Here is a 23,075-nt window from a genome sequence, read left to right on the forward strand (position 1 = left end):
CGATTTTGGTTGACAGTGCTAAATAAAACGCATATATTAAATATACATATAATTGTATACATGTATTTTGAAACAAGAGGAGGAAAAGTATGAAGAAGACATTATTATCTATCGTACTTGCATCTGCCATGACACTGAGCCTTGTAGCTTGCGGAAGCTCAGCTGTCAGTGGAGTATCTCAGGACCAGCAGGGTTCAGATGCTCAGCAGACCACAGCAGACACAGCTGCTGAAACAACAGGAGAGGGCTCCGGATCAGATCTTAACGTTATGCTTGAGACTCCCGTTGAGTCACTTGATCCCCAGCAGGCAACTGACGGAACATCATTCGAAGTTATCGCAGATTACACAGACGGACTTATGCAGATGGACGCAGACGGACAGGCAGTTAACGCGCTTGCCGAGAGCGTTGATGTAGCTGATGATGGTCTTACATACACATTCCATATCCGTAAGGATGCAAATTGGAGCAACGGAGAGCCCGTAACTGCGGCAGATTTCGTATTTGCTTGGCAGAGAGCGGTTGATCCCGAAGTTGCTTCCGAGTATTCTTTCATGTTCAGTGATATCGGACAGATCGTAAATGCTCAGGATATTATCGATGGCAAGAAGGATAAGGCAGATCTTGGTGTTACAGCCGTTGACGACAAGACTCTTGAAGTTAAGCTCAACTGCCCTGTTTCTTATTTCTTAAGCCTTATGTACTTCCCTACATTCTACCCTGTAAACCAGGCATTCTTTGAGGGATGTGCAGATACTTTCGCAACAAGCCCTGAGACAACACTTTCAAACGGTGCTTTCGTGCTTGACGAGTATCAGCCCGCAGCAACAACAATTCATTTGACAAAGAACGAGAATTACTATGACGCTGCAACCGTTAAGCTTCCGGGACTTAGCTATCAGGTAATCCAGGATTCACAGCAGGCTCTTATGAGCTACCAGAACGGTGACCTTGATACAACACTTGTAAACGGCGAGCAGGTTGACCAGGTTAAGGATGATCCCGCATTCACAGCAATCGGTGCAGGATATCTTTGGTATATCTCTCCCAACATGAGAGACGTTAAGGAGCTTCAGAATCTCAACATTCGTCTTGCTCTTACAATGGCACTCAACAGAGAGGCTATTACAACAGACGTTCTTAAGGATGGTTCAGCTCCCACATATACAGGTGTTCCCATGGACTTCGCAGCAGGCCCTGACGGAAGCGATTTCTCCGCAGACCAGAAGAAGTTCGAGGACGTTTGCAGATATGATGCAGACAAGGCTGTAGAGTACTGGAATAAGGGTCTTGAAGAGCTCGGCGCTACAAGCATCACTCTTACAATGATCCACGACGCAGATGATGCTCCCATCAAGGTTGCACAGGTAGTTAAGGAGCAGCTTGAGACAACTCTTCCCGGACTTACTGTTGAGCTTCAGCAGATGCCCAAGAAGGAGAGAGTAGAGCGTATGCAGGAAGCAGACTTTGAGCTTGGTCTTACACGTTGGGGTCCCGACTATGCTGATCCTATGACATACCTTGGTATGTGGATCACAAACAACCCGAACAACTACGGCTTCTGGAGCAACGCAGAGTATGACAAGATCATCAGCGATTGCACAACAGGTGAGATCGCAATGGATCCCGAAGCTCGTTGGGCAGCTCTTTATGATGCAGAGAAGATCGCAATGGATGATGCGGTTATCTTCCCTCTTTATACACAGTGCAATGCTGAGCTTATCTCAACAAACGTATCAGGAATTGAGTTCCATCCTGTAGCACTCAACAGAGTATATAAGAGAGCAGTTAAGAACTAATAGCAATATAAGATGATTACTGCGCAAGGGTGGGTAGTGATAACCTATATCACCCTTGCGCATTATCTTTTTTCGGAGTCAATATGAGAAAATATATATTGAAAAGAGTAGTGACAGCACTTTTCACACTACTTGCCATTACACTTATTCTTTTTATACTGATGCAGTTAATGCCCGGATCTCCGTTCAACGATGAGAAATTGAACGAAGCACAGAGAGCGTCGCTGTATGCAAAATACGGTCTCGATCAGCCGATCATTATTCAGTTCTTTAAATACGTCGGAAACATGTTCAGAGGCGATCTTGGTGTAAGCTACAAGATATCCAAGAACACACCTATCACACAGCTTATCGCTACAAGACTTCCTATTTCCATCGGAGTCGGATTTGCGGCGGTACTTATCGGCGCGGTAGTAGGTCTTTTGCTTGGTCTTCTTGCCGCATTTAAGCACGATACCGTGTGGGATACTTTGGCAACGATCATTTCCGTAATCGGTGTATCTGTACCTTCTTATGTGTTTGCGCTTGCGCTTTCATATCAGTTTGGATTCAGGCTCAAGTGGTTCACTATGCTGTTCTCGGCTAAGGATGTGCTTGGTTCATCGGTATTACCTTCAATTTCACTTTCAATGTTTACAATGGCATCTATCGCAAGATTCACAAGATCAGAGATGATAGAGGTGCTTGGTTCCGATTACATGCTTCTTGCGGAGTCCAAAGGACTTTCGGGAAGAAAGCTTGTGTTCAGCCACGCGCTTAGAAATGCGCTTATTCCGATTATCACGGTTTTGGCGCCGCTTGTTGTAGACCTTATGACGGGTTCGCTCGTTGTAGAAAAGATCTTTTCAATCCCGGGAGTCGGATCACTCCTTGTAAACGCAATTCAGTCCAATGACTACAATGTTGTCATTGCGCTAAGCTTTATCTACTCGGCAATGTACATCGGTATCATGCTCGTGGTAGACATAATGTACGGAATCATCGATCCGAGAATCCGTGTGGCAAAGGAGGGAGACTGATATGTCAAATGAATCAGCGGTTTTAAACCAAAACGAATACATCCCTACCGATGCGGATTTTGTATTAAAAAAGAACAATGCGGACATCGAAGTAGATTCTAACTTTGCTTCACAGAGTTTCTGGAAAGAAGTTATTGCCCGCTTTATAAGAAAAAGAAGTGCGGTATTCGGACTTGTTTTTGTTCTTATAATTACTTTCTTTGCATTTGTAGGTCCCGGAATGAATGCTTATACCTATTCGGGACAGAATCTGGAGCAGAAAAACCTTGCGCCCAGAATACCTATTATCGAATACACCGGTCTTTTCGACGGACATGAGAATATCAATACAACGTCGGGAACAAAGACCGTTAACTATTATTTTGAAAAGAAGCTTCCCGATACCTTCTATTGGTTCGGAAGCGACAACTTCGGAAGAGACATCTGGACAAGAACCTGGTCAGGTGCTCAGGTTTCACTTATCATCGCAGTTGCGGCCGCTATCATCGATATGATCATCGGAATGAGCTATGGTCTTATTTCGGGATATTTCGGCGGCAAGGTCGATATGGTGATGCAGAGAATCCTTGAGATCGCCAACGGTATTCCCAGACTTGTTATCGTGACTCTTTTGCTCCTAGTATTTAAGCCCGGAATGATCACCATCATCATCGCTCTTATGCTTACAGAGTGGGTGGGAATGAGTAGGATCGCCCGTGCTGAGATGCTCAAGCTTAAAGAGCAGGAGTTCGTTCTTGCATCAAGAACACTCGGCGCAGGAAGCATGCATATTATTTTCAGCGAGATCCTGCCCAATATTATCGGACCTATCATTACTCAGGTTATGTTTTCTATACCTACGGCTATTTTCACCGAAGCATTCCTTTCCTTTGTGGGACTTGGAATTCCGGTACCGAGATGCTCACTCGGATCACTTATCTCAGAGGGATTTAACAGCTTTACAACACATCCTTATCAGATAATTCCTCCGATCATAGTGATGGCTCTTTTGATGCTGAGCTTTAACCTCGTGGCCGATGGACTTAGGGAAGCACTTGACCCCAAGCTTAAGGAGATGTAAACGCTATGAGTACAGAGAAGAAAAAAGAAAAAATACTGGATATCAAGAATCTTGATATCACTTTTGATACAACAGCAGGAAAAGTGCACGCTATCCGCGGAATCAACATCGATCTCTATCAGGGCGAAACAGTTGCCATCGTTGGAGAGTCAGGTTCGGGTAAGTCCGTTACAATGCGTGCGGCTATGGGTATTCTTGCTAAGAACGCTACCATAAACAGCGGAGAGATCATATACAGATACCGCGACAACAAAGGCGGAATTGATTACGATCCCGATCTTGATAAGGATGCGCAGTGGAAAGAGACCGATATTCTCAAGATGGACAAGGCATGGATCAGAAAGCACATCAACGGAAGACGTATGGCCATGGTCTTCCAGGACCCCATGACTTCACTCGATCCCACAATGTCGATCGGCAAGCAGATCATGGAAGGTATGATCTGGCATTACAAGATCGATAAAAAAGAGGCTTGGGACCGTTCCGTTAAGCTTCTTGAAGAGGTCGGAATAGAGGATGCGGAAAAGAGGATGAAGCAGTATCCTCATCAGCTTTCAGGCGGAATGAGACAGAGAATAGTTATCGCGATAGCTCTTTCATGCAATCCCGATCTTCTTATCTGCGATGAGCCCACAACAGCGCTTGATGTTAATATTCAGGCCAAGATACTTGAGCTTATCAAGAAGATCCAGAAGGAAAGAAACATTGCGGTTATCTATATCACACATGACCTCGGTGTTGTTGCCAAGGTTGCGGATTACGTTAACGTAATGTATGCGGGTAAGATCGTCGAAGTCGGAAACATCAATGAGATCTTCTATGATCCCAGACATCCTTATACTTGGGGACTTCTTTCCGCAATGCCCGATCTTGATACCGATGAGCCGAGACTTTATACAATCCCGGGCTCACCTCCGAATCTTTTGCATGAAAAAGAGGGAGATGCATTTGCGCCCAGAAACGCATATGCGCTTGAGATCGATGACAAGAAGGAACCGCCTATGTTTGAGATAACAGAAACACACAAGGCGGCAACATGGCTTCTTGATCCCAGAGCGCCCAAGGTAGAGATGCCCGCGGAGCTCAAGGCAAGAATAGATAGAATGAAGAAGGAGGCGGAGAATAATGGCAGCAAATTATAATGAAAAACCGCTTCTTGAAGTAGAAGGACTTAAGCAGTACTTCCCCGTGAGCAAGACATTCACGGTAAAGGCTGTAAACGATGTAAGCTTTAAGGTTTATCCCGGAGAGACCTACGGCCTTGTAGGTGAGTCCGGTTCAGGTAAATCGACGATCGGAAGAAGTATCATAAGACTTTATGATCCGACTTCCGGTAAGGTTACGTTTGATGGAATGGAGATCAGCGGCAAGCTTTCAAAGAGCACAAAAGACAAGCTCAGAGTGCAGATGCAGATGATCTTCCAGGATCCCATGGCGTCTCTTAATCCCAGAAAAAAGATTAAGGACATCATCGGTGAGGGACTTGATATTCATCACTCTTACAAGAACAAGCAGGAGAGAGAGGAAAAGATAGAAGCTATTCTTGCCAAGGTTGGACTTGCCAAGGAGCATGCCGACAGATATCCTCATCAGTTCTCGGGCGGACAGAGACAGCGTGTAGGTATTGCAAGAGCGCTTATCCAGAATCCCAAGCTTGTTATTGCGGACGAGTGTATCTCGGCGCTTGATGTTTCAATTCAGGCGCAGGTAGTTAACCTTATGAAAGACATTCAGGAAGAGACGGGAACGGCTTATCTGTTCATCGCGCACGACCTTTCGATGGTCAAGTATATTTCGGACAGGATCGGTGTGCTTCACTTGGGTCACCTTCTTGAGACGGGTACAACGGAAGAGATATTCAGTAATCCCATCCATCCGTATACGAAGAGTCTTTTGTCTGCGATTCCCGTGCCGAACCCTGAGTTCGAGAAGAACAGGGTGTCGGTTAACTATGACTACAAGACATCGGGCATCGACTATGAACAGGGAACCGAACATCTCGTTGACGGTACACATTACGTTAAGTGTACCGACGAGGAATTTAAGGCCTGGACATAAAACAGACTTGCACGATTAAAAGTTTAGTAGTATTATATGTCATTATTAAGAATACAAAGGCTGTGACGAAGACAGTAGGCAGTATTTGAAAGCTTTCAGAGAGCCGGTGGTTGGTGCGAACCGGTGCGAGTAGGAACTTCCGAAAATCACTTCTGAGCTGCGGGACTGAAATGACAGTAGGTTCTGACGTATATCCCGACGTTACCGGGGAGCGTATTCAACCGTAGACTTTATAAGCTATGGCGCGTATGTGTAAACAGGTGGTATAACGAGCGTACATTAATGGCCTCGTCCTTTTTACAAAGGACGGGGCTTTTTGAGTAGAGAACTTGCCGAGGTATTTTCGAGGCTAGTTCGAGCCATGGGGATGTACTTAATGAGGTTTTTTCGAATTTAGTACATATCCCACTATTTCAAGAGAGGAGAATATAAATGTATAACAAAGTCGAAACTGACATGAACTTTGTCGGCAGAGAGAAGAAGATTGAACAATTCTGGAAAGACGAGGACGTTTTCAAGAAGAGCGTGGATACTCGCAGCAAAGGCGAGATGTATATGTTCTACGACGGACCTCCGACAGCTAACGGTAAGCCTCATATCGGACACGTTCTTACAAGAGCGATCAAGGATATGATTCCCAGATATCGTACAATGAAAGGTTATACAGTTCCTCGTAAGGCAGGATGGGACACACACGGACTTCCTGTTGAGCTTGAGGTTGAGAAGCTCCTTGGTCTTGACGGAAAAGAGCAGATCGAAGAGTACGGAATGGAGCCTTTCATCCAGAAATGTAAGGAATCTGTTTGGAAATATAAGGGAATGTGGGAGGACTTCTCCGGCACAGTAGGTTTCTGGGCTGACATGGAGCATCCTTATATCACATATGATGACAATTTCATCGAGTCCGAGTGGTGGGCTCTTAACGAGATCTGGAAAAAAGGTCTTCTTTACAAGGGCTTCAAGGTAGTTCCTTATTGCCCTCGCTGCGGTACACCTCTTTCATCACACGAGGTTGCTCAGGGCTACAAGCTCTTAAAAGAGCGCACAGCCGTAGTTCGTTTCAAGGTTAAGGACGAGGATGCATATTTCCTTGCATGGACAACAACACCTTGGACACTTCCTTCAAATATCGGTCTTTGCGTTAACCCTGATGAGAAATATATCAAGGTTAAGGCTGTAGACGGTAACGTATATTACCTTGCAGAGGCACTTGCAGACAAGGTTCTCGGATCTCTTGTTCAGGAAGAGGGACAGAAGGCATACGAAGTTCTTGAATCATATGTCGGAACAGATCTTGAGTACAAGGAATATGAGCCTTTGTATCAGTGCGCAGCAGATGAAGCTGAGAAGCAGCACAAGAAGGCATTCTTTATCTATTGCGATACATATGTAACAATGTCAGACGGTACAGGTATCGTACACATCGCTCCCGCTTTCGGTGAAGACGATGCTCGTGTAGGACGTAAGTACGATGCACCTCTTGTACAGATGGTAGATTCAGAAGGTAAGCTTAAGCCCGAGACTCCTTTCGGCGGCATGAGATGTAAGCCTACTCAGAAGGAAATGGAAGAGGGCGCGATCAGTGCGGATCCCGAGGTATTAAAAGACCTTGATAAGAGAGGTCTTCTCTATTCAGCACCTAAGATGGAGCATGATTATCCTCACTGCTGGAGATGCGGAACACCCCTTCTTTACTATGCTCGTTCATCATGGTTTATTAAGGTTACGGAAGTTAAGGACGATCTTATCCGCAACAACAAGGAGATCAACTGGATCCCTGAGTCAATCGGTAAGGGACGTTTCGGTGACTGGCTTGAGAATATTCAGGACTGGGGTATCTCACGTGACAGATATTGGGGAACACCTCTTAATATCTGGGAGTGTGATGACTGCGGACACCAGCTTTCCGTTGGTTCAAGAAAAGAGCTTGCTGAGCTCTCCGGAGATCCTTCTGCTGAGACTTGCGAGCTTCACAGACCATATATTGATAAATTTGAGATCACATGTCCTAAGTGCGGCAAGAAGATGCACCGCGTAAAAGAGGTTATCGACTGCTGGTTTGATTCAGGAGCAATGCCTTTTGCTCAGCTTCACTATCCATTTGAGAACAAGGAACTCTTCGAGAAGCAGTTCCCCGCTCAGTTCATTTCAGAAGCTGTAGACCAGACAAGAGGTTGGTTCTATTCACTTCATGCTGAGGCAACACTTCTTTTCAACAAGCCTGCATTTAAGAACGTTATCGTTCTTGGTCTTGTTCAGGATGAGAACGGACAGAAGATGAGTAAGTCTAAGGGTAATGCGGTTGATCCTTTCGATGCACTTGCCAAGTACGGCGCAGATGCGATCAGATGGTACTTCTATGTAAACAGTGCACCTTGGCTTCCCAGCCGTTTCTCAGGTGATGCCGTTCAGGAAGGACAGCGTAAGTTCCTCGGAACACTTTGGAATACATATGCATTCTTCGTACTTTATGCAAATATTGACGGATTTGATGCAGCTAATTACAAGCTTGAGCCCGATAAGCTCACCGTTATGGATAAATGGCTTCTCAGTAAGCTCAACAGCTGCGTAAAAGCTGTAGATGAGAACCTTGAGAATTACAGAATTCCTGAGGCAGGAAAGGCTCTTGATAACTTTGTTGACGAGATGTCCAACTGGTACGTTCGCCGCAGCAGAGAAAGATTCTGGGCAAAGGGAATGGAGCAGGATAAGATTTCTGCATACATGACTCTTTATACTGCACTTGTTACTATTTCAAAGGCAGCAGCGCCCATGGTTCCTTTCATGACTGAGGAAATTTACCAGAATCTTGTTCGTACAAGCTTCCCGGATGCTCCTATCAGTATCCACCTCTGCGATTTCCCTGCAGTAGATCAGTCAATGATCGATGAGAAGCTTGAGAAGGATATGGAAGAAGTTCTTGATATCGTAGTACTCGGCCGTGCTGCAAGAAACGCAGCAAACATCAAGAACCGTCAGCCTATCGGACAGATGTATGTTAAGGCAGAGCAGACTGTTGGTGAGTTCTATACGGATATCATCAGAGAAGAGCTCAATGTCAAGAACGTTGCATTTACAGATGATGTAAGAGATTTTACAAGCTACAGCTTCAAGCCTCAGCTTAAGACACTCGGACCTAAATATGGTAAGAACATCGGAGCTATCAAGGCATATCTTGAAGGTCTTGACGGTAACGCTACAATGGATGAGCTTAATACTAACGGCAGCATCAAGTTTAACGTAAACGACGTTGATGTTGAGCTTGTTAAGGAAGATCTCCTTATCGAGATCGCTCAGAAGGAAGGCTTCATTTCTCAGGAGAACTGGGGAATCACAGTTGTGCTTGATACAAATCTTTCAGAAGAGCTTATCAAGGAAGGCTTTGTTCTCGAAATTATCAGTAAGATCCAGACAATGCGTAAGGATTCAGACTTCGAAGTTATGGATCACATCAAGGTTTCACTTAACGGTAACGACAAGCTTGCCGAGATCGTTAAGGCCAACAACGACAGTATCGCAACCAAGGTACTTGCCAATGAGATCGTATTCGGCACAGACGTTGCCAATGCAAAAGAATGGGATATCAACGGCGAGAAGGTTACTATCGGCGTAGAAAAGGTTTGATAAATATAGCCTTAAGTACTATACTTTTATCAAGTGAATCAAAGAGGATTCCGCTTCCTAAGCGGAGTCCTCTTTTTGATATCATGAAAAAGTTTGATTATTAACTGTTTTGCGGTAAAATATTGATAGGTATACGTTTGCAACAGCTAAGGAGGGCGCATCGCATGAAGAAGAAACAGTTATCTTTTGACAAAGAATTGTTTACGCGCAGTGTGCTATACAACGTAAAGACTCTGTACAGAAAGACTATGGAAGAGGCAACGCCTCAGGAAATATACCAGGCGGCTGCTTACGCTATCAAGGATGCCATTGTCGACCATTGGATGACTACGCAGAAAGCGGCATCTGAGCAGGACGTTAAGATTGTCTACTACATGTCCATGGAATTCCTTATGGGAAGGGCATTTGGAAACAATCTTATCAATCTTCAGGCTTATAAGCCGGTAAAAGAGGCTCTTGATGAGCTCGGAATAGATGTAAACCTGATCGAAGATCAGGAACCCGATCCTGCGCTTGGAAACGGAGGTCTTGGAAGACTTGCGGCTTGCTTCCTTGACTCATTATCCACGCTTGGCTACATGGCTTACGGCTGTGGAATACGTTACAAATACGGTATGTTTAAGCAAAAAATTGTAGATGGTTATCAGGTCGAAGCGCCTGACAACTGGCTTGAGAACGGTAATCCTTTTGAGCTTAGGCGAAACGAATACGAAAAAGAAGTCAAATTTGGCGGCTACGTAAACATGTATACCGATGACAAGGGAAGAACCTTGTTCAAACAGGAAGGTTATCAGGTGGTTAAGGCCATTCCTTACGATCTTCCGATCGTCGGCTACGGAAACGGAATAGTCAACACACTGAGAATCTGGGGAGCCGAGCCGGTACAGTGCTTCCACCTCGACTCTTTTGACAAGGGTGATTACCAGAAGGCTGTTGAGCAGGAGAACCTTGCAAGCCAGCTCTGTGAAGTTTTGTATCCCAATGACAATCATATCGCGGGAAAAGAGCTGAGATTAAAGCAGCAGTATTTCTTTATCTCCGCTTCTGTTCAGACTGCGCTGAAGAGATATTTAAGAAACCACAAGGACATCAAGAAGTTTTACGAAAAGGCTGTATTTCAGCTGAACGATACGCATCCGACGGTAGCGGTTGCGGAGCTCATGCGTCTTTTGATGGATGAATATTTCCTTTCATGGGACGAAGCATGGGATGTTACATTAAAGACCTGCTGCTATACAAACCATACGATAATGTCGGAGGCGCTGGAGAAATGGCCTGTTGACCTGTTCCAGAGACTTCTTCCGAGAATCTATCAGATAGTTGATGAGATAAACAGAAGATTTGTCGATCAGATCATGCGTAAGTACACCAACCAGGCGGGAATTGACGTTCAGGCCAAGATAAGAAGCATGGCCATTCTTTATGACAATCAGGTCAAGATGGCTCATCTTGCGATCGTGGGCGGCCATTCCGTAAACGGTGTTGCCAAGCTCCATACCGAGATCCTTAAGCAGAGAGAGCTCAAGGATTTCTATGAGATGATGCCCGAGAAGTTCAATAACAAGACCAACGGTATTACTCAGAGAAGATTCCTTATGCATGCAAATCCTCTTTTGGCGGAATGGATCACCAAGAAGATCGGAGACGAGTGGATTGTCGATCTTTCTCAGATGTCCAAGCTGAAAGACTTTGCGGATAACAAGAAGGCCCAGGAAGAGTTCATGGATATCAAGTTCAAGAACAAGGAGAGACTTGCGGCTTATATCCTTGAGCACAACGGCGTTAAGGTCGATCCCAAGTCAATATTTGATGTTCAGGTAAAAAGACTTCATGAATATAAACGTCAGCTCCTCAATATCCTCCAGGTAATTTATAAGTACCACGATATTAAGAGCCATCCCGGACAGGACTTCTATCCGAAAACTTATATCTTCGGAGCAAAGGCAGCAGCCGGTTACCTTACCGCGAAGCTTACGATCAAGCTTATAAATGCGGTGGCCGACGTTGTTAATAACGACAAGAGTATCGGCGGAAAGATAAAAGTCGTATTCATAGAAGATTACAAAGTATCTAACGCAGAGCTTATCTTTGCGGCAGCCGATGTATCCGAGCAGATATCGACGGCAAGTAAAGAGGCGTCCGGAACAGGTAACATGAAGATGATGCTAAACGGCGCTGTTACACTCGGAACACTGGACGGAGCAAATGTTGAGATCGTAAATGAAGTCGGAGAAGAAAATGCGTTTATCTTCGGACTTACTTCTCAGGAAGTTATGGATTACGAAAAGAACGGAAACTACAATCCGATGGATATCTACAACAGCGATCCTAATGTAAAGACGGTTCTGGATATGCTTGTTGACGGAACATTCTCCAAAGATAAGGAACTGTTCAGACCTTTATACAACTGCCTTCTCAATACGCAGAATTCAAGCAAAGCAGATCAGTACTTTATCTTAAAAGACTTTGAATCATATCTGGAAGCACAAAAGAGAATCTCGGATGCATATTCCGATAAGAAACGCTGGGCGAAGATGGCACTTCTCAACACTGCAAGCTGCGGTAAATTCTCGTCTGACAGAACTATAAAAGAGTATGTTGATGAGGTATGGCACCTCGATAAGATCAAAGTGGATATCAAGTAAGTAAAAAAAGTATAAAAACGCCTCGACTACTACTGTTGGGGCGTTGTTTTTTGATTTTTTTTACTGTAAAATATTAGATACGTTTTATCGCTGATTTACTTATTGTAATCGGCTGTTGGAGGATCAGGAATAGTTATGGCAAAAAATATACAAGATGAGCTTGTAGATGTAGGCAAGGATATACTAAAAAGCGTTTCTGCCGCAATTGACAGTAACGATTACAGTAAACTTGCTTCAGATATCACAAGAAGCGTTAAATCGGTATCGATACCTAGGCATACAACGTACTCAAGCGGAGGTAAGGGCAGAGTATACAGACAGCAGTTCAATGCTGCCAGGATACAGAGACAGATTCCTTTTTTACAAAAGAAGGTCAATAAATCCGAAGGATTTTTAACTGTTTTTTTCGGAACATTCTTTGGCGCAATAACCGGAGTCGGCGCGCTTTTGGCGGCGATAGCGGCGGCAACAGGGTCAACGGTTGCAACGCCGATAGCAATAGCATTGGGCGCGATCTTTGGAATGCTGTGTTTTGTTATACACAAAGGAGCCAAGAAGCAAAAGCTTACCAAGAAATATTATGATTACGGAAGAGTGCTCGGAACAGTTGAATACTTTGATATCAGTGCACTTGCGCAGAGATGTCTTAAAAGGGACGAGACGGTTCTTAAAGATATAAAAGAACTGATCAAGGAGGGATACCTTCCCAGAGCCAGACTCGACGCCACGGAAAAGACATGCATGATAACGGATAATGCTTATCAGATGTATCTTGGAGCCGAAAAGGACAGAGTCGAGAGAGAAAGAAAAGAGCTTGAAGAGGCCAATAAGAAGGCAAGGCAGGAAGCCGGACTTCCGGGAACTGCCAAAGATATATTAAGCGACGGAACGGAATACATTAAGTTTGTAAGAACGATAAATGATAAGATTCCCGATACAGAAGAGATGTCAGATAAGCTGTATCGTCTTGAAGAGATCATGAACAAGATTTTTGCTCAGGTTCGTAAGAACCCCGAGAGCGCTGACGAACTTCACAAGCTTATGGATTATTATCTTCCGACGACCAAGAAGCTTTTATCCGCATATATTGAGCTTGAAAAGCAACCGGATCTTGATAACGTAACCAAGACCAAGGCAGAGATCAGTGATGCAATGGATACGATCAACGAAGCGTTTGAGAATCTTTTGGACAGCCTGTTTCAGGATATGGCATGGGATATTTCTTCGGATATCTCAGTTATGAAGACAATGATGGCACAGGACGGACTTACTGCAGAAGGGCAAGGAGTTGCCATGCAGATGAAGAGCGAATAAGAAATACATAATCAGGAGGAAATGATGGGCGAGGAATTTAATTTTGATGCAGCACCCGCTGCACCTACACTTACTTTTGGGGAAGAAGCGGCAACCGCTACAGCTACAGCAGCGCAGGAAGCTCCCAAGGAAGAAGCTAAAGATAACGGTAACGTTGCTATTGAGGCACAGCTTTCTCCCGAGGAACTTAAGCAGGTTGAGGAGTTCAGCAAGCAGATCGACATAGCCAATTCAGCAGGAATCATGAACTATGGCGTAGGAACACAGAAAAAGCTTGCCGATTTTTCAGAGAAGGCACTTGATAACGTAAAGACAAAAGATATGGGCGAAGTTGGTGATATGATCACCGATCTTGTTACTCAGCTTAAGAGCTTCGAGATAGCCGAGGATGAGAAAGGCTTATTTGCATTTTTCAAGAAGGGTGCAAACAAGTTTGAGGCTATGAAGGCTAAGTACAACAAGGTTGAGACCAACGTTCAGACTATCAGTAAAGAGCTTGAAAGACATCAGATCACACTTATGAAAGACGTTGATATCCTTGATAAGATGTATGATCTTAATCTTAACTACTATAAAGAGCTTTCCATGTACATTCTTGCAGGAAAGAAGAGACTTGAAGAAGAGAGAACCACTACTCTTGTTGAACTTCAGAAGAAGGCTGAGGAGTCAGGTCTTCCCGAGGATGCGGAGAAAGCTAAGGATTTTGCCAATAAGTGCGACAGATTTGAGAAGAAGATCTATGATCTTGAGCTTACAAGAACAATAGCTATGCAGACAGGTCCTCAGATCCGTATGGTACAGAGCTCCGATACCGTTATGGCAGAGAAGATTCAGTCTACTATAGTTAACACTATTCCTCTTTGGAAGAACCAGATGGTCATCGCTATCGGAATCGAGCATTCAACTCAGGCTGCTCAGGCTGAGCGTGAAGTTAACGATATGACCAACAAGCTTCTTAAGAAGAATGCAGATGCACTCAAGGTTGCTACCATCGAGAGCGCCAAGGAAGCAGAGAGAGGAATCGTTGATATCGAGACACTTAAGCATACCAACGAGACTCTTATCACAACTCTAGATGAAGTTCTTAAGATCCAGACTGACGGTAAGGCAAGACGCCGCGAGGCAGAGCTTGAGCTTGCTCAGATCGAGAATCAGCTTAAAGATAAGCTTATCGAAGCTGCCAAGAATTAAGGGGTAGGGGGTTACAATGATAGATCAGGATATGAAGAAAGCGGTAATAGACGCTTTCAACAAGGTATTTTCGGATGGCGGGGATGTAAAAACATATTTCGCTCCGGGAAGAGTTAATTTAATTGGGGAACATACGGATTATAACGGCGGACATGTTTTTCCGTGCGCACTTACTATCGGAACTTATGCTGCCGTTTCTAAGAGAAATGACAACAAGCTTAGATTTTATTCCGTAAATATCGAAAGTGCAGGTGTTATAGAAACATCTCTTGATGATCTAAAGCCATCCGATGAAGCGGGATGGACCAACTACCCCAAGGGAGTAGTATGGGCTTTTGAAAAAAGAGGAATGAAGCTTGATACCGGTTTTGATATGGTTATAGACGGTAATATTCCTAACGGATCCGGACTTTCATCATCTGCGTCTTTAGAGGTGCTTACAGGATTTATCTTAAGAGATCTGTATGGTTTTGACGTATCCAATCAAGATATTGCGCTTATCGGTCAGTATTCCGAGAACAATTACAACGGTTGCAACTGCGGAATCATGGATCAGTTTGCTTCCGCGATGGGAAAAGAGAACAACGCTATATTCCTAGATACTGCGGATCTTTCTTATGAATATGCTCCGATTGTTTTAAAGGGAGCAAAGATTGTTATCGCAAATACCAATAAAAAGCACAAACTTACGGACTCACAGTACAATGCAAGACGTAAGATGTGCGAAGATGCACTTGCGATTCTTCAAAAGAGTGTAGACATAAAGGGACTTGGCGATCTTACGCCGGAAGAGTTTGAGGAGCATAAAGCTCTTTTGACAGATCCCGATATGCAGAAAAAGGCTAAACACGCCGTATATGAGAATCAGAGAACGATCGATGCCGTTAAGGCTCTTAAGGCCGGTGATCTCGATGAGTTCGGTAAACTTATGAGAGCATCACATGAGTCTCTTCGCGATGATTATGATGTTACGGGAATAGAGCTTGATACGCTCGCAGAGGAAGCGTGGAAGATCCCCGGAGTTATCGGCTCAAGAATGACAGGTGGCGGCTTCGGAGGTTGTACGGTTTCAATCGTAAAAGATGAAGCTGTCGACAATTTCATTAAGACAGTCGGAGAAAACTACCTTAAAAAGATCGGATACGAAGCTACTTTCTACATTGTAGAGATCGGCGGAGGCCCTTGCGCGATCTAATTTTCAAGCAATGCCAAGATATTTTTTTTACTGAGGGAATTTAGATTCTTTGCAATGGGAATAAGTCCCTCAATCTTTCTTTTAATTTCTTCTTCGTTTAATTCAAGCTTTGTCTTGTACATATCGACAAGGAGTTTGTAGGTTGCGGTCACGTCAGATCTTGTCTTGACCGCAAACTCAAGCACCTTGGCAGAATCCTCATATCTTCCGAGATTATACAATTCTTTTCCCCATTCCTGAAGAGCACATACAAGTGAAGTGTAGTTCTGATCAAACCTTGAAAGCTCGCTTATATTGGCGGTTCCGTATTCGAGTTTAAGATCGGTGTTCGTGATCCCTGTGAGATTAACTATTTTTTCGTCTTTAAGGTCAGAGACTTTTTTCTCTGCTTCTTTTAACACGGCATTGTCACCTGCGGTATCGAAAGGAAGAATATCCACAGGGATGCTGATATAGTCAAGATTTTCCAAACTTTTTCTTCTGACATTGTTGGCTTCGCGTTCTTTGCGCCAGAAAGCAGCCTCTTTGTCTTCTTCTTTTCTTGAGACTCTGCGCATACTGATATTAAAAAAAATTGCTACCACAACGAAGCTTGCGAAAAAAGGGAATTTCATCTATAATATCCTTTCAGTAATCAAGGCTTTTTTAAGTCAATAATATAAGAACATAATAGCACAGAGGAAGCATTATGAAAAAACTATTTGGAGGGATTTGCCTCTTTTTCTTACTGGCGTTTTTGATTCCCTCAGCACCTGTATATGCTGCGGAAAAGACAATCGCAAAAGGGGTCAGCATCGGCAATATTGATGTTTCGGATATGACTGTTGAGCAGGCTGCCGCGACGATTGATGATTATTTTAGCAATCTTCTTGAGGCGGAAATTTCGCTTATCGGCGAAGAGGATCAGAAGCTCACGATCACAGGTTCTGAGCTTGGTATATCCTGGGATAACAGAGACGTTGTGGAAGATGCATATGCGCTTGGTCACGAAGGAAATGTGATAGCGAGATATAAGGCACTCAAGGATCTTGAGGTCAATAACTATAATTTTGATATAGAGTATGGTTTCGACGATGAAGCGATTGCCGCTGTACTTGAAAACTGCGCCAAGAATTTTAACAGAGAGACCGTGAATTTCGGACTCAAAAAGGGCGCGGAAGGATTTGAGATAACAGAAGGTCAGACGGGCTATGAAGTAGATACAGCTGCATCTGCGGAACTTATCAAGGCTTATGTTAAGGATGCCAAGGTAGGAAGCGGCGAGGAGCTGGCTCTTTCCATAACAGCAAATGAGCCTCTCGGAAGCAGAGAAGAGCTTGCTAAAGTTAAGGATGTTCTCGGATCATATACAACAAGCTATAAGACATCAGGTTCATCCAGAAGTACCAATGTTCAGACCGGTTGTTCACATATAAACGGTGCGACGGTATATCCCGGACAGGAATTCAATGTACTTGAAGCCATAACACCTTTTACCGAGGCTAACGGTTATTTCAAGGCGGGATCATATCTTAACGGAGTCGTTGTAGAAAGTTTTGGTGGCGGTATCTGTCAGGTTTCTACCACTCTTTACAACGCAGTACTTCTTGCAGAGCTTGAAGTTACCGAGAGACACAATCATTCCATGATCGTAAACTATGTTGCTTATTCAGCTGACGCTGCTATCGCGGAGTCAGGCGGTAAGAATTTTAGATTTGTAAACAATACAGAAGCACCCATTTATATCGAGGGTTACACAACAAGCGACAAGCACATTACATTTAATATATACGGTGAAGAGACAAGACCTGCCGGAAGATCGGTATCTTATGTAAGTAAGACCCTTGAGGAGACAGCTCCTTCGGCAGATCAGATTGTAACAGACGGTGGCCAGGGACTTGGTCATGTGGGCGTACAATCTGCACACAAAGGTGTTAAGGCGCAGCTTTGGAAGGTTGTTACCGAGAACGGCGCAGAAACATCTCGTGAGCAGGTAAACAGCAGTACTTATAAGATGGTACCCAGGATTATTTCTGTGGGAACCGCAGGAGCTGACGGTAATGCAATGGCACAGCTTAACAATGCTATCGCAACGGGAGATCTCGGAACGATCAAGGCTGTAGCCGGAGCTCTCAGAGACGCTCAGAATGCTGAAAGTTCCGAGGGATCGGATGCGGCTTACCAGGCAGCACAGGATGCGATAAACGCAGCCAATGCTCCTCAGGAAGAAGCTGAGCCCGAAGAGTGATAAAGAAAAGGACCTTTTTAAAAAGGCATGAAAATAGGAAAAATATCTGAGAACGCTTTAAAGCGTTCCATACTAAAACCAATAAAGACAGAATTTAAAGAAAGAGTAAGCGCAGCTGTAGGGACAGACTGCGCTTTTTCTGATTCTGAAAAGGTATTTTCCGTGGTGTATCCGTTCATGTTAGATGTGGAGGATGCCGGATTTTATGCCGTTGTTAAAGCCGTTAACGGGCTTTTGTCACAGGGGCTGACTCCCGACCATGTTGTTGTTTCCATACTATTGGACACAGAAACAGAAGAAAAGAAATTAAAGCTGATCATCAACGACTGTATAGAAGCGTGCAAGAAATGCGATGTGGTTTATGCCGGTGGTCACACGGAAATATCTTCAGCCGTAAAGAGCCCGATCATCACAGTTACAGCAGTGGGAACGGCGGAGGATAAGCATCTTGCGGCAAAGAAAAAAGAACTAAAGCCGGGACTTTCTTTGGTAGTTACGAAGTGGGTAGGCCTTGAGGGCACAGCGATAATAGCGAAGCTGGGCAAGAAAGAACTCACCACCAAATATCCTGCGTCTTTTATTGATGATGCCATTGATTTTAAAGATTATGCACTTGTGGCAAAAGAGGCCGCAGTCGCCATAAAGTCCGGAGCCATAGCCGTTCACGATCTTTCAAACGGAGGAATTTTTGCCGGGCTTTGGGAGATGGCTGAGCGAGCGGGAACCGGACTGAAAGTGGATCTTAAGTGTATTCCCGTCAGACAGGAAACAATAGAGATCTGCGAGTTTTATGAGATCAATCCGTACAGATTATTGTCGGGAGGAGCTCTTTTGATAGCAACTGATGATGGCGAGCAAATGGTAAATGCGCTAAATGAAGCGGGAATCGCAGCATCCGTCATAGGAACGCTTGAGAAGGGAAACGATCGCGTAATAGTAAATGCGGATGAGAGCAGATTTTTGGAACTTCCGCAGCCTGATGAGATACACAAGGTTGTTTGTTGATTTGTTACCGCCTACCTAGTATTATAGTTAGCGGAGAGAATAGAAGAAGAGGAGTGGTTAATATGGGTACAAGAGAAGAAATCTTAAGAATCATAGAGAAGAACAGCCGCATTGATGTTCATGAGCTTAGCGTGATGATCGGAGCGGATGAGATAGCAGTCGCCAATGAACTCAAGGCGCTTGAAGAAGAGGGCGTTATCTGCGGATACCACACAATGGTCGATTGGTCCAAGACAGAAATAGAAAAAGTAAACGCTCTTATAGAAGTAAAGGTTACACCTCAGAGAGGACTGGGATTTGACAGTATCGCTGAGAGAATTTATAAGTATCCCGAGGTTACAAGCGTATATCTTATGAGCGGCGGTTTTGACCTCATGGTTATTCTCGAAGGAAAGACTTTGCAGGAAGTAGCGGGCTTTGTTAATAACAAGCTTGCCACTTTGGATACGGTTCTTAGTACCGCTACGCATTTCATCTTAAAGAAATACAAGGATCACGGAACCATCCTTACCAAGAAGTATGAAGATACAAGGGAGATAATAACACCATGAGAAGTCCTATAGGAAAAAAGGTTGTAGATATAAAACCTTCCGGAATAAGAAAGTTCTTTGATATTGTTCAGGAGACAGAAGGCGCTATTTCACTTGGCGTTGGTGAGCCTGATTTTGATACACCCTGGCACATAAGAGATGAGGGTATTTACTCTCTTGAAAAGGGCAGAACTTTCTATACATCAAACTCCGGATTAAAAGAACTCAGACAAGAAGTATCCAATTATATTAAAAGAACTCAGGGAGTATCTTACGACCCTATAAATGAGATATTTATTACGGTCGGTGGTTCTGAAGCCATTGATCTTGCGCTTCGCGCAATGATAGATCCGGGTGATGAAGTACTTATTCCTCAACCAAGCTACGTTTCATATGAGCCTTGTGCAATACTTGCTGACGCAAAGCCTGTTATTATCGAGCTTAAGGTTGAGAATGAGTTCAGACTTACAGCACAGGAAGTGCTCGATAAGATCACAGACAAGACCAAGATCTTGGTGCTTCCCTTCCCCAACAATCCGACAGGAGCTGTTATGGGAAAAGAAGACCTTGAAGCGATCGCCAAGGTTGTTGTTGATAATGACCTTTATGTAATTTCCGATGAGATCTACGCTGAGCTTACATATAACGGTAAGCACGTATCCATCGTATCTTTGCCCGGAATGAAAGAGAGAACCATTTTGATAAACGGATTCTCCAAAGCTTATGCAATGACCGGTTGGAGACTTGGTTACGCATGCGGTCCCGAAGAGATCATGAAACAGATGGTCAAGATTCATCAGTTTGCTATCATGTGTGCACCCACAACCAGTCAGTATGCTGCCATAGAGGCACTTAAGAATGGTGATGACGACGTTACGATGATGCGTGAACAGTATAATCACAGAAGAAGATATCTTCTCAATGAATTTGAGAGGATCGGTCTTCCTTGCTTTGAGCCATACGGAGCATTTTATGTGTTCCCGTCTATCAAGAAATTCGGAATGAGCAGTGAAGAGTTCTGTACAAGACTTCTTAAAGAAGAGAAGCTCGCTGTGGTTCCGGGAACCGCATTCGGTGATTGCGGCGAAGGCTACATCAGAATATCTTATGCATACTCAGTTGAGAATTTAAAAGCGGCAATGGAAAGACTTGAGAATTTTATATCGAAGCTTTAAATAATTAAATAAATTTTACCGGGCGCCGGAATGTTATAAAAACATTCCGGCGCCTTTTGCAATTACGAAAAAATCTGCGTTTGTTGAGTTTTTACTTAACAAAACGGCTTTTGTTAAGTAATTATTGCTATTTAGAAGATTAATTTTTGTGCACATTTGCGCATTGTGCACAAAAATATTTTATTGTTACAATAAAAATAGCTTAAACGTTTAAGGGGAATTACTAAAAATTTATTACACTAATCAAGGGGGTGAAACGTTTAATGAAAAGAAAAGTTTCTGTAGTTTTAAGTGCGGCCATGGCAGCAACTACGATCATGGCACAGGGGGTGCCGGCATATGCTGCGCCGGAGATAAGGCCGTACGGAAATGTCGAAGCGGAACTTGATTTCGATCACAGTTATCAAGGAACTGTCACAGACGAATATGATGTTACTTCAGTAAATCTTGAGAGCGGGGACTATTTTTCTACACATTCTGTGAATTTCTCACAGGGAGTCTCAAAGATCACACTAAAAATCAAAGGAACCGGAGCAGGTATCATTGAACTTCGAAAAGGCGACAAAGATGGCGACAAGATAGGAAATGTCAAGTATACCGCCACCGACGAGTTCAAAGAATATGATCTATCCGTATCGGGTATAGATGATCTGGATGCCATTGCATTTGTAAATGTAGCCGGATCCTGCTTGGTAGACAGTTGGACAGCTGAGCCCGGTTCAACGGTAGATGAGCCCGATCAGCCTGACGCACCTGATCAGCCCGATGTTCCGGACCAGCCGGATACACCTGATCAGCCGGAAATTCCTGATGTCCCGGACGAACCCGATCAGCCACAGACAGGTACAGTTAATCCTTACGGAAGAGTTGAGGCAGAGAATTTTGCCGATTCATCAGTAGACGCAAAGGTTGTACCTAATAAAGAGTCTGTACTTATTAATGACGGCGGATATGTAATCGCCGAGAATGTAGACTTCTCAAAGGGACTTTCAGAAGTTAAAGTATATGCGAAGTCCACAAAGCCTATGGTTAAGCTTGGCGTATATGTTGACGGAACAAATACATTACTCGGTGAGATCAATATCGGAACAGATATGACTTCTGCTACATCACTTGATGTAACATCAGCGCTTTCAGGAAAGCATAATGTTTATTTCAGGGCAAAAGGTGGTTCTGTTCAGCTTGATGCTTGGGAAGTATCGGAAGGCAGCGGAACAGTAGAGCAGCCTCCTGTAGAAGAGCCTCCTGTAAGCGGCGGCGTAAATCCTTATGACACAGTTGTGGCTAAGGATCACGTGGACGAAAAGAAAGATGCAATGGTTACACCGATGGGTGCAACAGTAAATATCCTTAGTGAGGGTGGCTATTTTGCCGTAAAGGATGTTAATCTTTCAAAAGGTATTTCCTCATTTACAGTTAAAGCCGGAGCAACAGTGGCTTCTGTATTTGAGATCAGATTGGATAAAGTTGACGGTGATAAGCTTGCAGCATTTAAAGTAAGCACTGAGTCAAAAGAGATAAAGATTAACGCACTTTCAGATGTCAGCGGAAAGCATACTCTTTACTTTGTAGCTACAAAAGGTAAAGGAATAAACATTGATTCTTGGAAGGCAGAAGCTGGCCAGGGAACAGTGGTGACACCTCCGGTAGAAGAGCCTCCTGTAAGCGGCGGCATAAATCCTTATGAGACTGTTGAAGTAGAAAAGGTTTCTGCTGCAGATGGTTATAGATCAAAGGAAAATACAATAGTTGCACCTAAGAAGAATGCTATAACCTTGATGAATGAGGGAGCATATGTAATAGCAAAAGATGTGAATTTCACAAGCGGTGTATCAGAATTTACAATTAGTACCGCAACAAAGACAAGCGGACTTCTTGAAATCAAATTGGATTCTGTGACAGGAACCAATATCGCATCCGTAAGGCTTGATAAGACCGATGATGCATTCAAGACCGCAACAGTTAAGGTAAACTCAACAGTTACTGGAAAGCATGATGTATATTTTGTTCTTAAAATGGGAACAGGGTGTACACTTGATTCTTGGAAAGCAACAGCAGCTTCAGGAACAGTAGAGCAGCCTCCTGTAGTAGAGCCTCCTGTAAGTGGAGCAGTAAATCCTTACCAGAAGGTTGAGGCAGAAGCATCTGCTGAGCTTAATTTTGCAATGCTTGCACCTAACAAGCAGTCAGTGATCATCAACAAGAACGGATATGCAGTAGCAAAGAATGTAGA

At 43.9% G+C, this 23,075-nt stretch carries 16 protein-coding genes and 1 other annotated feature; of the genes, 15 read left to right on the forward strand and 1 reads right to left on the reverse strand.

Translation table 11 applies throughout. The annotated features are described in order from the left end of the window. Positions 1-89: 89 nt before the first annotated feature. The 10 genes from BM377_RS13525 (at position 90) to BM377_RS13570 (ending at position 15,905) form a co-directional block, all read left to right on the forward strand. Positions 90-1,799, forward strand: a complete 1,710-nt coding sequence (locus tag BM377_RS13525) for a peptide ABC transporter substrate-binding protein (RefSeq protein WP_092249589.1) — start codon at positions 90-92, stop codon at positions 1,797-1,799. Positions 1,800-1,882: 83 nt separating this feature from the next. Beyond that, on the forward strand, positions 1,883-2,818 hold the full coding sequence (locus BM377_RS13530; RefSeq protein WP_092249592.1) for an ABC transporter permease: 936 nt from the start codon (positions 1,883-1,885) through the stop codon (positions 2,816-2,818). Position 2,819: 1 nt separating this feature from the next. Further along, on the forward strand, positions 2,820-3,878 hold the full coding sequence (locus BM377_RS13535; RefSeq protein ID WP_092249595.1) for an ABC transporter permease: 1,059 nt from the start codon (positions 2,820-2,822) through the stop codon (positions 3,876-3,878). Between the two features lie 5 nt (positions 3,879-3,883). Continuing rightward, the gene (locus BM377_RS13540) at positions 3,884-5,020 is read left to right on the forward strand and encodes an ABC transporter ATP-binding protein (RefSeq protein WP_092249599.1); all 1,137 of its coding nucleotides are present in this window, start codon (positions 3,884-3,886) and stop codon (positions 5,018-5,020) included. Then, a complete protein-coding gene (locus BM377_RS13545) occupies positions 5,004-5,936 on the forward strand; it encodes an ABC transporter ATP-binding protein (RefSeq protein ID WP_092249602.1) in 933 nt (310 codons plus the stop codon). Before BM377_RS13540 ends, BM377_RS13545 begins: the two co-directional genes overlap by 17 nt. Before the next feature lie 53 nt (positions 5,937-5,989). After that, positions 5,990-6,235, forward strand: a binding site (T-box leader). A gap of 133 nt (positions 6,236-6,368) precedes the next feature. Beyond that, on the forward strand, positions 6,369-9,560 hold the full coding sequence (ileS, locus tag BM377_RS13550; protein WP_092249605.1) for an isoleucine--tRNA ligase: 3,192 nt from the start codon (positions 6,369-6,371) through the stop codon (positions 9,558-9,560). 164 nt (positions 9,561-9,724) lie between these two features. After that, positions 9,725-12,205 carry a glycogen/starch/alpha-glucan phosphorylase gene (locus tag BM377_RS13555; protein ID WP_092249608.1) on the forward strand — a complete coding sequence of 827 codons (2,481 nt, stop codon included), beginning with the start codon at positions 9,725-9,727 and terminating at the stop codon, positions 12,203-12,205. A gap of 135 nt (positions 12,206-12,340) precedes the next feature. Beyond that, entirely contained in the window at positions 12,341-13,519 is a 1,179-nt protein-coding gene (locus tag BM377_RS13560) for a 5-bromo-4-chloroindolyl phosphate hydrolysis family protein (protein ID WP_092249611.1), read from the forward strand. A gap of 24 nt (positions 13,520-13,543) precedes the next feature. Next, entirely contained in the window at positions 13,544-14,710 is a 1,167-nt protein-coding gene (locus BM377_RS13565; protein ID WP_092249614.1) for a toxic anion resistance protein, read from the forward strand. Between the two features lie 31 nt (positions 14,711-14,741). Next, on the forward strand, positions 14,742-15,905 hold the full coding sequence (locus BM377_RS13570) for a galactokinase (protein WP_092249632.1): 1,164 nt from the start codon (positions 14,742-14,744) through the stop codon (positions 15,903-15,905). Here the strand turns inward: BM377_RS13570 and BM377_RS13575 are convergent. After that, the gene (locus BM377_RS13575) at positions 15,902-16,519 is read right to left on the reverse strand and encodes a hypothetical protein (RefSeq protein WP_092249617.1); all 618 of its coding nucleotides are present in this window, start codon (positions 16,517-16,519) and stop codon (positions 15,902-15,904) included. The genes BM377_RS13570 and BM377_RS13575 overlap by 4 nt on opposite strands. A 74-nt stretch (positions 16,520-16,593) precedes the next feature. Between BM377_RS13575 and BM377_RS13580 the strand changes: the two genes are divergently transcribed. The 5 genes from BM377_RS13580 to BM377_RS13600 form a co-directional block, all read left to right on the forward strand. After that, on the forward strand, positions 16,594-18,132 hold the full coding sequence (locus tag BM377_RS13580; protein ID WP_092249620.1) for a VanW family protein: 1,539 nt from the start codon (positions 16,594-16,596) through the stop codon (positions 18,130-18,132). 27 nt (positions 18,133-18,159) lie between these two features. After that, positions 18,160-19,137: an AIR synthase-related protein gene (locus BM377_RS13585; protein WP_092249623.1), complete on the forward strand. Its 978-nt coding sequence runs from the start codon at positions 18,160-18,162 to the stop codon at positions 19,135-19,137. A 62-nt stretch (positions 19,138-19,199) separates the two neighbouring features. After that, on the forward strand, positions 19,200-19,688 hold the full coding sequence (locus BM377_RS13590; protein WP_092249626.1) for an Lrp/AsnC family transcriptional regulator: 489 nt from the start codon (positions 19,200-19,202) through the stop codon (positions 19,686-19,688). Then, a complete protein-coding gene (locus tag BM377_RS13595) occupies positions 19,685-20,842 on the forward strand; it encodes a pyridoxal phosphate-dependent aminotransferase (protein ID WP_092249629.1) in 1,158 nt (385 codons plus the stop codon). Before BM377_RS13590 ends, BM377_RS13595 begins: the two co-directional genes overlap by 4 nt. Before the next feature lie 263 nt (positions 20,843-21,105). Further along, the coding region (locus BM377_RS13600; protein ID WP_143104515.1) for a carbohydrate-binding protein at positions 21,106-23,075 on the forward strand (1,970 nt) is incomplete at its 3' end.

The sequence above is a fragment of the Butyrivibrio sp. INlla21 genome, from assembly GCF_900116875.1.
Taxonomy (GTDB): domain Bacteria; phylum Bacillota; class Clostridia; order Lachnospirales; family Lachnospiraceae; genus Butyrivibrio.